Consider the following 11,207-nt stretch of genomic DNA (forward strand, 5'->3'; position numbering starts at 1 on the left):
ACATCGAGTAATCGCCATTTTAGTTTTTCTCTCTTATGTGAGTAAGAGTTATAAACCTTTTAGGTTAAGTTAGAAAGGGCGCACGGTGAATGCCTTGGCACTAGGAGCCGATGAAGGACGGGACTAACACCGATATGCTTCGGGGAGCTGTAAGTAAGCTTTGATCCGGAGATTTCCGAATGGGGGAACCCACTGTTCGTAATGGAACAGTATCTTTACCTGAATACATAGGGTATAGAAGGCATACCCGGGGAACTGAAACATCTAAGTACCCGGAGGAAGAGAAAGCAAACGCGATTCCCTGAGTAGCGGCGAGCGAAACGGGACATAGCCCAAACCAAGAGGCTTGCCTCTTGGGGTTGTAGGACACTCAACATGGAGTTACAAAGGAACGGGGTAGATGAAGCGACCTGGAAAGGTCCGTCAGAGAAGGTAAAAACCCTGTAGTCGAAACTTCGTTCCCTCCTGAGTGGATCCTGAGTACGGCCGGACACGTGAAATCCGGTCGGAAGCAGGGAGGACCATCTCCCAAGGCTAAATACTCCCTAGTGACCGATAGTGAACCAGTACCGTGAGGGAAAGGTGAAAAGCACCCCGGAAGGGGAGTGAAATAGTTCCTGAAACCGTGTGCCTACAAGTAGTCAGAGCCCGTTCATGGGTGATGGCGTGCCTTTTGTAGAATGAACCGGCGAGTTACGATCCCATGCAAGGTTAAGTTGAAGAGACGGAGCCGCAGCGAAAGCGAGTCTGAATAGGGCGTATGAGTATGTGGTCGTAGACCCGAAACCAGGTGATCTACCCATGTCCAGGGTGAAGTCCAGGTAACACTGGATGGAGGCCCGAACCCACGCACGTTGAAAAGTGCGGGGATGAGGTGTGGGTAGCGGAGAAATTCCAATCGAACTTGGAGATAGCTGGTTCTCTCCGAAATAGCTTTAGGGCTAGCCTCACGTAGTAAGAGTCTTGGAGGTAGAGCACTGTTTGGACTAGGGGCCCTCATCGGGTTACCGAATTCAGACAAACTCCGAATGCCAAAGACTTATCCGTGGGAGTCAGACTGCGAGTGATAAGATCCGTAGTCAAAAGGGAAACAGCCCAGACCACCAGCTAAGGTCCCAAAGTATACGTTAAGTGGAAAAGGATGTGGAGTTGCTTAGACAACCAGGATGTTGGCTTAGAAGCAGCCACCATTTAAAGAGTGCGTAATAGCTCACTGGTCGAGTGACTCTGCGCCGAAAATGTACCGGGGCTAAACGTATCACCGAAGCTGTGGATTGACATCTTTGATGTCAGTGGTAGGAGAGCGTTCTAAGGGCGTTGAAGCTAGACCGTAAGGACTGGTGGAGCGCTTAGAAGTGAGAATGCCGGTATGAGTAGCGAAAGATGAGTGAGAATCTCATCCACCGAATGCCTAAGGTTTCCTGAGGAAGGCTCGTCCGCTCAGGGTTAGTCGGGACCTAAGCCGAGGCCGAAAGGCGTAGGCGATGGATAACAGGTTGATATTCCTGTACCACCTCTTTATCGTTTGAGCAATGGGGGGACGCAGGAGGATAGGGTAAGCGCGCTGTTGGATATGCGCGTCTAAGCAGTTAGGCTGAGAGGTAGGCAAATCCGCCTCTCGTGAAGGCTGAGCTGTGATAGCGAGGGAAATTTAGTACCGAAGTTCCTGATTCCACACTGCCAAGAAAAGCCTCTAGCGAGATAAAAGGTGCCCGTACCGCAAACCGACACAGGTAGGCGAGGAGAGAATCCTAAGGTGAGCGAGAGAACTCTCGTTAAGGAACTCGGCAAAATGACCCCGTAACTTCGGGAGAAGGGGTGCTTTTTGAGGTGAATAGCCTCGAAGAGCCGCAGTGAATAGGCCCAGGCGACTGTTTAGCAAAAACACAGGTCTCTGCGAAGCCGCAAGGCGAAGTATAGGGGCTGACGCCTGCCCGGTGCTGGAAGGTTAAGAGGAGGGGTTAGCGCAAGCGAAGCTCTGAATCGAAGCCCCAGTAAACGGCGGCCGTAACTATAACGGTCCTAAGGTAGCGAAATTCCTTGTCGGGTAAGTTCCGACCCGCACGAAAGGCGTAACGATCTGGGCACTGTCTCAACGAGAGACTCGGTGAAATTATAGTACCTGTGAAGATGCAGGTTACCCGCGACAGGACGGAAAGACCCCGTGGAGCTTTACTGTAGCCTGATATTGAATTTTGGTACAGCTTGTACAGGATAGGTAGGAGCCTGAGAAGCCGGAGCGCTAGCTTCGGTGGAGGCGTCGGTGGGATACTACCCTGGCTGTATTGAAATTCTAACCCGCACCCCTGATCGGGGTGGGAGACAGTGTCAGGTGGGCAGTTTGACTGGGGCGGTCGCCTCCTAAAAAGTAACGGAGGCGCCCAAAGGTTCCCTCAGAATGGTTGGAAATCATTCGCAGAGTGTAAAGGCACAAGGGAGCTTGACTGCGAGACCTACAAGTCGAGCAGGGACGAAAGTCGGGCTTAGTGATCCGGTGGTTCCGCATGGAAGGGCCATCGCTCAACGGATAAAAGCTACCCCGGGGATAACAGGCTTATCTCCCCCAAGAGTCCACATCGACGGGGAGGTTTGGCACCTCGATGTCGGCTCATCGCATCCTGGGGCTGTAGTCGGTCCCAAGGGTTGGGCTGTTCGCCCATTAAAGCGGTACGCGAGCTGGGTTCAGAACGTCGTGAGACAGTTCGGTCCCTATCCGTCGTGGGCGCAGGAAATTTGAGAGGAGCTGTCCTTAGTACGAGAGGACCGGGATGGACGCACCGCTGGTGTACCAGTTGTTCTGCCAAGAGCATCGCTGGGTAGCTATGTGCGGACGGGATAAGTGCTGAAAGCATCTAAGCATGAAGCCCCCCTCAAGATGAGATTTCCCATAGCGCAAGCTAGTAAGAACCCTGAAAGATGATCAGGTTGATAGGTCAGAGGTGGAAGCGTGGTAACATGTGGAGCTGACTGATACTAATCGTTCGAGGACTTAACCAAAACGAAAAGCGGAGGCGACTGTTCAACTTCGACAGACTTTGGAGAACTGGCACTGCAAATCCTGGTTTTGGATTTGAAGGGACAGATCGAAAAGGCCGAGAAGTTAGGAGCCGCAGCTGGACAAGTAAAAAGGCAACCTCGTGTTTACAAACTTCTTCTGCATTATCTAGTTTTGAGGGAATGAAACCTCAACCAAATAGTCTGGCAGCAATGGCGAGAAGGTCACACCCGTTCCCATACCGAACACGGAAGTTAAGCTTCTCAGCGCCGATGGTAGTTGGGACACGCGTCCCTGTGAGAGTAGGACGTTGCCAGGCACATCAAAGACAACCTGAAAAGGTTGTTTTTTTGTGTTTACTTAATAAGGACAATAACAATAGTAAAAAAGTACGAAATGTTTTCAAAGAAATTACGAATAGACATACACCCAAACGTGAACTGTTACATACTATATTAACTAAGATAGTGCGAAAATGAGTATTCGAAAAATTGTATACAATTGAAAACTTCCGGGCAGAATGGATGTATGGAGGTGGAGGGATTGAGTTCATTTTTAGCACAGAAATATCATCAGGAAATGTGTGTTATATGTGAGAATTTAAAACCAAAAGGCATACATCTATATACTTCATTTATTTGTACAGAATGTGAAAATGATTTAATACAAACAGATACAAAGGATCCAAAATATAAATATTTTCTCAAACAGCTGAAAAAAATTACAACTCCAGAAATTTTTTCATAAAAGTCCATTATGGGCTTATTTTTTTGCAATCAAATGAGAAAGGAAACTGTTTTTTTGTTAGAATAAATAAGAATCTTAGAAGGAAGTAAACGAATGAATAATCAATCAAAAATACCATTATATGATGCTTTAATCCAACACATAAACAAAAGGCCGGTTTCCTTCCATGTCCCTGGGCATAAATATGGTGAAGTGCTTCAACCTGAGGCTCACCGCTATTTCCAGAAAATCTTAAAAATAGATGCAACCGAATTATCAGGTTTAGATGACTTGCACTCACCTGAAGGAGCAATTCTAGAGGCAGAATCACTATTAGCTAATCTCTACCATACGAGAAAAAGTTATTTTCTTGTTAATGGTTCAACTGTCGGCAATCTAGCAATGATCATGGCAGCATGTGAGGAGGGGGCAAAGGTCCTCGTCCAAAGGAATTGTCATAAGTCTATTTTAAATGGTCTAAGTTTAGCGAAGGCGGATCCCATTTTTGTAGAGCCTGAATTTAACCATGAGTGGAAAATTCCCTCTGGAATCGGTTTAGAAACAGTCAAAGAATCTATCAAATTATATCCTGATGCAAAGGCACTCATTCTGACCTATCCTAACTACTATGGATTGGGATACGCATTACAAGAAATAATAAATGAAGCACATCGGCATAATATCCCTGTACTAGTGGACGAAGCTCACGGGCCGCACTTGATCCTTGGCGCCCCATTTCCGCCTTCTGCGCTTCAATTAGGTGCAGACATTGTGGTTCAATCCGCACATAAGATTCTCCCAGCAATGACAATGGGCTCCTACTTACATATTAGTAGTGATTTAATCAATCGGAAGAAGCTAGAGGAATACCTCGCTATGTTCCAATCGAGCAGTCCGTCCTATCCGATTATGGCATCCTTGGATTTGGCGAGGAACTATTTAGGTGAATATACACAAGAAGATGTAACATTTCTTTTAACTGGAATCAGAAGATTTAGGGACGAGTTAGCAAATATTCCTGCGATTAAAGTGCTGGAATATCCTAACGATAATGGCGATCCTTTAAAAATAACCATTCAGTCCAGATGCCATTTAAGTGGATTTGAACTTCAAAGGAGACTGGAAGAATCAGCAATTTTTACTGAATTAGCCGATCCGAATAATTTACTTTTTATTTTACCTTTACTTAAAGATGGACAAAGTTTCCCTTTTGAAGAAACTCTTTTGAAAATAAAAAAGGCATTAGCTGGATTGTCAGTACATACTGCACATGAGATAGTTGAAACAGCTAGCCAAAAAATCTCTTCTTTAGCGATTCCCTTCAAAGAAATGGAGAATTTAGAGATAAAAGAACTACCCATATCTATCGCTCTAGGAGAGGTATGTGCCGAAACGATTATTCCATACCCGCCAGGTATTCCTTTGCTATTAAAGGGAGAAAGGATCACAATAGACAAGCTCAGTCAGCTTAGCCGCTTAATACAAACCGGGGCAAGGTTTCAAGGAGGAGCTTTATTAAAAGATGGTTGCATAAAGATTTTTTGCACAGCCTAAGAGTGCAAGATACAGTTTTGGAGGTTTATATAGATGAATAATGGTACGTTTATTACATTTGAGGGACCGGATGGTGCAGGTAAGTCAACCATTATTGAAATGGTGGCAAATCAGCTTGGTAAAAATGTTCTTCTAACCCGAGAACCAGGTGGTATTGATATCGCAGAACAGATTCGAGCTGTCATATTAGCTAAAGAGAATACGGCCATGGACCCACGGACAGAAGCATTACTCTATGCTGCTGCTAGAAGACAGCATTTAATAGAAAAGGTAAAACCAGCACTAGATGAAGGAAAAATAGTGTTGTGCGACCGGTTTGTTGACAGTTCTTTAGCATACCAAGGTTATGCGCGTGGATTAGGTATTGAGGAAGTGTTTGCGATCAATCAATTTGCAATTGAAAATTTGATGCCAGAGTTAACAATCTACTTTGATATCGAACCAGAGTTGGGACTGCTGCGGATCAATAAAAATAAAGGCCGGGAAATCAATCGTTTAGATTTAGAAAACCTGGAATTTCACAAAAAGGTAAGTGAAGGATACCATCTATTAATTGACCGTTTTCCCGAGAGAATACGGTGCATTGATGCCTCAGGTACGGTGGAAGAGGTTCTTCAGCAAACGTTAAAGATCATCGAAGAATCACTAGCAAAAAGGAAGCCTTATTAAAGGGCTTTTTTTTATCCTAAAGAAACTGTCATTACGAATGTAAGGAGCTCTGTTACCTGTTATAATATAGGAAACGAAACTAGTAATAAAAAAGGAGAGGGTGGTTCGGATGAAAATGATCATAGCTGTCGTACAGGACCAAGATAGTAATCGATTATCAAAGGCACTAGTAGATAATAATTTTAGAGCAACCAAATTAGCTAGTACAGGTGGATTTCTTAAGTCAGGCAACACGACCTTTATGATTGGTACAGAGGATATCCGCGTGGACCGGGCCCTCCAGATTATTAAGGATAACTGCAGGTCTAGAGAGCAGTTAGTCGCCCCCGTTTCACCGATGGGCGGTAATGCTGATTCGTATGTTCCATATCCGGTTGAAGTCGAGGTTGGCGGGGCCACCGTATTCGTCCTTCCAATCGAACAATATATGCATTTTTAATTATGTTAAAGCGCTTTGCTGATTTTGACACTCTGTTGATTGGAGCGGAAGGCACGAAGACTCCTGCGGGAGGACGGGGCAGGGGAGACCCCGCAGGAGCGCAGCGACGAGGAGGCTCCCCGGACCGCCCGCGGAAAGCGAAGTGTCTGGAGCGGAAATCAACAGACAAATTTAATGCGCTTTAATATTAAAATAATAGATCCGTTATTATAATAAAGTTAGTGAGTGATGAACTTGGGAAAATCATGGGAGCAACTAGAAGAGCTTCAGCCAACTGTCTTAAAAATGTTAAAAAACAGTTTAGTGAAAAATCGAGTGGCCCATGCATACCTTCTTGAGGGCATCAGAGGGACAGGTAAGCGGGAAATAGCCTTGTTACTGACAAAATCCCTATTTTGCGAGGCAATCATTGATCAGTACCGACCATGCGAGGAATGCAACAATTGCCGGCGGATCAATCATGGGAATCATCCAGACGTACATATTGTCGAGCCGGAGGGATTATCAATTAAGGTTGATCAAATTAGAAACTTGCAGGTGGAGTTTTCTAAAAAGGGATTAGAATCTTTGAAAAAGGTTTATTTACTTGTTCATGCCGATAAGATGAGTGTCAGTGCTTCTAATAGTTTACTCAAATTCTTAGAGGAACCGAATCCCGGGACGGTTGCCTTTCTCTTAACAGAACAACCGCAAAAGATATTACCAACGATCCTTTCTAGGTGCCAAATACTAACATTCCATCCATTATCACCACAAGTGATGATTAAACAATTGGTGGAAAACGGCGTAGAACCGCAGAAGGCTCCATTGTTAGCACAATTAACCAACAGTTTAGATGAAGCCCAAAATTTAAATGTCGATGAATGGTTTGCACAAGCCCAAAAAATAGTGGTAAAATTATATGAGGTGTTAAAAAAAAATCCGCTAGAAGCAATGGTAACGCTTCAGGCTGACTGGTTTTCACACTTTAAAGAGAAAGAACAGATACATCGTGGTTTAGACCTTTTACTTCTTATTTTTAAGGATTTACTATATATACAATTAGATAGGCAGGAGCAGATTGTTTTTCGAGAGGAAAGCGAACGGCTGCGACAATTTGCCCTGCATACATCTGGACGGCGCATATCGGATCAAATGTCAGCTATCCTTGATGCAAAGAGGAAGCTGGAGAGGAATATGAATCCTCAGCTGATGATGGAACAGCTTGTGTTAAAATTGCAGGAGGGATCTTCATTTGTATGATGTTGTAGGAGTACGCTTTAAAAAAGCGGGGAAAATCTATTATTTTGATCCAGGGGAACTCTCCATCGAAAAAGACGACTTTGTCATTGTCGAAACAGTTCGTGGAGTGGAATATGGCAAAGCAGTAATTGCTCGCAAACAGGTTGAGGAGCATGATGTTGTCCTTCCACTCAAAAAAGTGGTTAGAATTGCCGACCCGAAGGATAAGATGATTGTTGAAGAGAATAAGCAAGCAGCAAAAGAAGCCTATGAGGTTTGTAATGAAAAAGTTAATGAGCATCAGCTGGATATGAAACTAGTCGATGTTGAATATACATTTGATCGAAACAAAGTGATCTTCTATTTTACTGCTGATGGAAGAGTTGACTTCCGTGAGCTTGTAAAGGATTTAGCAGCTATTTTCCGGACGAGAATTGAATTACGCCAGATTGGTGTACGTGATGAAGCGAAAATGCTTGGTGGTATTGGTCCATGTGGAAGAATGTTATGCTGTTCCACCTTCTTAGGAGATTTTGACCCCGTTTCGATCAAAATGGCTAAGGACCAAAACCTATCATTAAATCCTACAAAAATATCCGGATTATGCGGCAGATTGATGTGCTGTTTAAAATATGAAAATGATGAATATGAATCTGCTAAAGCATTGCTGCCGGATTTAGGGGAAATCATTGAAACACCGCAAGGTAAAGGAAAAGTAGTAGGATTAAATATATTAGAGCGGGTACTACAGGTTGAACTGAAGGAACAGGAACGCGTTCTGGAGTATACCTTGGAGGAAATCAATAAAGAAGGTGCCTTTTCTATACAATCCACAGATTAACGAGGTGGAAGACGTGGATAAAAAAGAAATATTTGAATCAGTAAGTAATATGGAAACACAAATTGGCCATCTTTACCAAAAGCTAGGAGAATTAAAGCAGCATTTAGCCGAGATACTAGAAGAGAATCATTATTTAAAGCTCGAAAATGAACATTTGAGACGCCGTTTAGATGTAACAACCGAAGAGGAAAAGAAAGAAACAGAGAATAAAAAAGGGTCATCTGTACCCGGGACGTCTGGTGTAAAGCCATTTGATGTAGGGGAAGGATATGATAACCTTGCCCGTCTATATCAAGAAGGTTTTCATATTTGTAACCTTCATTTTGGAAGTTTGCGCAAAGAAGGCGATTGTTTATTCTGTCTTTCCTTTCTAAATAAGAAATAACTTTAAGAGGCTGAAAATAATCAGCCTCTATTTTCATACATTTTGTTGGAGGATGGAAACCTTGGTTAACTTAAAGGAAGATGAGCGGTTAGATTATTTGTTAGCAGAAAATTTACGGATTATCCAAAGTCCGTCCGTTTTTGCCTTTTCCCTTGATGCAGTTTTACTTGCAAGATTTGTCTATGTTCCGATTCAAAAAGGAAACTTGATTGACCTATGCAGTGGGAATGGCGTGATTCCTTTATTTTTAAGTGCACGTACGAAAGGGCAAATAACTGGTGTTGAAATACAGGAACGATTGTACGATATGGCCGTCCGAAGTATTGAATATAATCAGCTAGAGAGTCGGCTGAAAATGATTCATGGTGACATCAAGGAGATTCATAAGCAACTGGGGTATGGCAAGTTTGATGTTGTTACATGTAATCCACCCTATTTTACTACACCTTCTAAGGAAGAAATGAACCCGAATGAACATCTAGCCATTGCTCGCCATGAAATTCTTTGCACATTAGAGGACGCGGTTAAGGCCTCGAGTCAATTAGTGAAACAAGGCGGAAAGGTGGCCTTTGTCCATCGGCCAGGAAGACTGTTGGATATCATTACATTGATGAGGGAATACCGGCTTGAACCAAAACGGATTCAATTTGTTTATCCGAAGAAGGGAAAAGAGGCAAATACTTTATTGATTGAGGCCATTAAGGATGGCAGTCCAGATTTAAAAATTCTCCCACCGTTATTTGTCTATAATGAAACGAATGAATATACTTCAGAAATAAAAGAGATTCTATATGGAGAAAAATGAACATTTCTTTTATGTGCTTACCTGTAAGGATGGGAGTTTGTATGGTGGATACACGAATAATCTGGAAAAGCGGATCAAGATGCATAATGAAGGAAAAGGGGCAAAGTATACACGGGGCCGAGGACCGGTCGAACTTACATACTATCGATGTTATGAAAATAAAGGCGATGCACTAAGGGCAGAATACAATTTCAAACAATTAACTAGAAAGAAAAAAGATGAATTCTTAATAAGAGAAATAGGTGATAGCCATGTGGCAGCAAAAGAGCTTTGAGAATGAAGCAGCAAAAGGGATTTTATATCTTATCCCTACCCCCATTGGAAATTTAGAAGATATGAGTTTCCGAGCCATTCGATTATTAAAAGAGGCAGACCTAATTGCTGCTGAAGATACACGAAATACAAAGAAACTGTGCAATTACTTTGAAATTGGAACGCCCGTGGTCAGTTATCATGAACACAATAAAGAAACCAGCGGTGATAAATTGATTCAAAAGGTAAAGGAAGGATTAAAAATTGCCCTTGTAAGTGATGCAGGTATGCCAGCAATTTCTGACCCTGGTTATGAGTTGGTGTTAGCCGCGACAAGGGAAAAGGTAACAGTTGTTCCCTTGCCAGGTGCAAACGCTGCACTGACCTCATTAATTGCTTCAGGCTTGCCGTGTCAGCCATTTTACTTTTTTGGATTTTTAAATCGTAATAAAAAGGAGAAGCGTTTAGAATTAGAAGCATTAAAGTGGCAGTCGGCAACGTTAATCTTCTATGAATCTCCGCACCGGTTAAAAGAGACCTTATCAATTATGGTTGATGTGCTGGGAAACCGGAATGTGGCCATATGCAGGGAATTAACGAAAAAGTATGAGGAATTTATCCGAGGAACAATCGATGAAGTAATCGCTTGGACTAATCAGGATGAAATTCGCGGGGAGTTTTGTTTAATAGTTGAAGGGTCCGATCAGCAGCAGGAGGAAGCACCGAGCTGGTGGCAAAACTTAACCCTTGAAGAACATGTTAATCATTATATTTCCGAAAAAAATATTCCTTCGAAGGAAGCGATTAAGCTAACGGCGAAAGACCGTGATATGAATAAAAGAGATGTGTATCAGGCCTATCATGTCGAATAATGAAGTAAATATGAATAATATAAAAGCTCCAGCAAAAGTGCTGGAGCTTGTTCTTATTTTACTAATTCAAAGTTGTTTTGGATTTCTTGAATTAATTGTTCTGCACCTTCACGGCTTAGAATCAATTTACCGCCAGCAAGAGATAAATTATCATCAGATACTTCTCCTGTTACTTGGCAAGTCATGTTTGGCTTGTATTTCTTTAGGATGATACGCTCGTCATCCACATAAATTTCAAGAGCATCTTTTTCAGCGATACCAAGAGTACGTCTTAATTCGATTGGAATTACCACACGGCCTAACTCATCAACTTTACGAACGATACCTGTAGATTTCATTTTTACTAGCTCCTCTCATATTATGAACATATTTTTCTCTATCTATTTATTCGTCATTATTCGACAAATTTTTCATAACCTTATAATACAAGAAATTCCCATATCCGTCA

The 11,207-nt window shown here is 42.8% G+C and carries 11 protein-coding genes and 2 rRNA genes; 12 read left to right on the plus strand and 1 reads right to left on the minus strand.

The window, feature by feature from the left end; all coding sequences use genetic code 11:
- Positions 1-62 precede the first annotated feature (62 nt).
- The 12 genes from QNH17_RS00155 (at position 63) to rsmI (ending at position 10,759) form a co-directional block, all read left to right on the plus strand.
- Positions 63-2,997, plus strand: a 23S ribosomal RNA gene (locus tag QNH17_RS00155).
- A 200-nt stretch (positions 2,998-3,197) separates the two neighbouring features.
- A 5S ribosomal RNA gene (gene rrf, locus QNH17_RS00160) occupies positions 3,198-3,314 on the plus strand.
- Positions 3,315-3,523: 209 nt separating this feature from the next.
- The gene (locus tag QNH17_RS00165; RefSeq protein WP_098576744.1) at positions 3,524-3,742 is read left to right on the plus strand and encodes a sigma factor G inhibitor Gin; all 219 of its coding nucleotides are present in this window, start codon (positions 3,524-3,526) and stop codon (positions 3,740-3,742) included.
- Between the two features lie 93 nt (positions 3,743-3,835).
- Positions 3,836-5,275, plus strand: a complete 1,440-nt coding sequence (locus QNH17_RS00170) for an aminotransferase class I/II-fold pyridoxal phosphate-dependent enzyme (protein WP_283876897.1) — start codon at positions 3,836-3,838, stop codon at positions 5,273-5,275.
- 33 nt (positions 5,276-5,308) lie between these two features.
- Positions 5,309-5,944 carry a dTMP kinase gene (gene tmk, locus QNH17_RS00175; protein ID WP_283876898.1) on the plus strand — a complete coding sequence of 212 codons (636 nt, stop codon included), beginning with the start codon at positions 5,309-5,311 and terminating at the stop codon, positions 5,942-5,944.
- Positions 5,945-6,053: 109 nt separating this feature from the next.
- On the plus strand, positions 6,054-6,383 hold the full coding sequence (locus tag QNH17_RS00180; RefSeq protein ID WP_144555595.1) for a cyclic di-AMP receptor DarA: 330 nt from the start codon (positions 6,054-6,056) through the stop codon (positions 6,381-6,383).
- A 234-nt stretch (positions 6,384-6,617) separates the two neighbouring features.
- Positions 6,618-7,625 (plus strand): DNA polymerase III subunit delta', encoded by a 1,008-nt coding sequence (gene holB / locus QNH17_RS00185; RefSeq protein ID WP_283876899.1) that lies wholly within the window; start codon positions 6,618-6,620, stop codon positions 7,623-7,625.
- Positions 7,618-8,445: a PSP1 domain-containing protein gene (locus QNH17_RS00190; protein ID WP_098576747.1), complete on the plus strand. Its 828-nt coding sequence runs from the start codon at positions 7,618-7,620 to the stop codon at positions 8,443-8,445. Before holB ends, QNH17_RS00190 begins: the two co-directional genes overlap by 8 nt.
- Before the next feature lie 49 nt (positions 8,446-8,494).
- Positions 8,495-8,830 carry a DNA replication initiation control protein YabA gene (gene yabA / locus QNH17_RS00195; RefSeq protein WP_481858605.1) on the plus strand — a complete coding sequence of 112 codons (336 nt, stop codon included), beginning with the start codon at positions 8,495-8,497 and terminating at the stop codon, positions 8,828-8,830.
- A gap of 52 nt (positions 8,831-8,882) precedes the next feature.
- On the plus strand, positions 8,883-9,635 hold the full coding sequence (locus QNH17_RS00200; protein WP_283876901.1) for a tRNA1(Val) (adenine(37)-N6)-methyltransferase: 753 nt from the start codon (positions 8,883-8,885) through the stop codon (positions 9,633-9,635).
- Positions 9,622-9,909: a GIY-YIG nuclease family protein gene (locus QNH17_RS00205; RefSeq protein WP_283876902.1), complete on the plus strand. Its 288-nt coding sequence runs from the start codon at positions 9,622-9,624 to the stop codon at positions 9,907-9,909. The genes QNH17_RS00200 and QNH17_RS00205 overlap by 14 nt, the downstream gene beginning before the upstream one ends.
- Complete coding sequence (rsmI, locus tag QNH17_RS00210; protein WP_283876903.1) at positions 9,887-10,759, plus strand: 16S rRNA (cytidine(1402)-2'-O)-methyltransferase; 873 nt, start codon at positions 9,887-9,889, stop codon at positions 10,757-10,759. Before QNH17_RS00205 ends, rsmI begins: the two co-directional genes overlap by 23 nt.
- A 53-nt stretch (positions 10,760-10,812) precedes the next feature.
- On the opposite strand, the gene QNH17_RS00215 is transcribed toward rsmI, so the two are convergent.
- Positions 10,813-11,097 carry a transition state genes transcriptional regulator AbrB gene (locus QNH17_RS00215; RefSeq protein ID WP_026565480.1) on the minus strand — a complete coding sequence of 95 codons (285 nt, stop codon included), beginning with the start codon at positions 11,095-11,097 and terminating at the stop codon, positions 10,813-10,815.
- Between the last annotated feature and the right edge of the window lie 110 nt (positions 11,098-11,207).

Origin of the sequence: Neobacillus sp. SuZ13 (genome assembly GCF_030123365.1) — a bacterium.
In the GTDB taxonomy this organism is placed as follows: domain Bacteria; phylum Bacillota; class Bacilli; order Bacillales; family Cytobacillaceae; genus Neobacillus.

What these genes read in the sequence shown, in the direction of transcription:
- QNH17_RS00165 (WP_098576744.1), top strand. Translation starts at nt 3,524, where the DNA reads ATGGAGGTGGAGGGATTGAGTTCATTTTTAGCACAGAAATATCATCAG.
- QNH17_RS00170 (WP_283876897.1), top strand. Translation starts at nt 3,836, where the DNA reads ATGAATAATCAATCAAAAATACCATTATATGATGCTTTAATCCAACAC.
- tmk (WP_283876898.1), top strand. Translation starts at nt 5,309, where the DNA reads ATGAATAATGGTACGTTTATTACATTTGAGGGACCGGATGGTGCAGGT.
- QNH17_RS00180 (WP_144555595.1), top strand. Translation starts at nt 6,054, where the DNA reads ATGAAAATGATCATAGCTGTCGTACAGGACCAAGATAGTAATCGATTA.
- yabA (WP_481858605.1), top strand. Translation starts at nt 8,495, where the DNA reads ATGGAAACACAAATTGGCCATCTTTACCAAAAGCTAGGAGAATTAAAG.
- QNH17_RS00200 (WP_283876901.1), top strand. Translation starts at nt 8,883, where the DNA reads ATGGAAACCTTGGTTAACTTAAAGGAAGATGAGCGGTTAGATTATTTG.
- QNH17_RS00205 (WP_283876902.1), top strand. Translation starts at nt 9,622, where the DNA reads ATGGAGAAAAATGAACATTTCTTTTATGTGCTTACCTGTAAGGATGGG.
- rsmI (WP_283876903.1), top strand. Translation starts at nt 9,887, where the DNA reads ATGTGGCAGCAAAAGAGCTTTGAGAATGAAGCAGCAAAAGGGATTTTA.
- QNH17_RS00215 (WP_026565480.1), bottom strand. Translation starts at nt 11,097, where the DNA reads ATGAAATCTACAGGTATCGTTCGTAAAGTTGATGAGTTAGGCCGTGTG.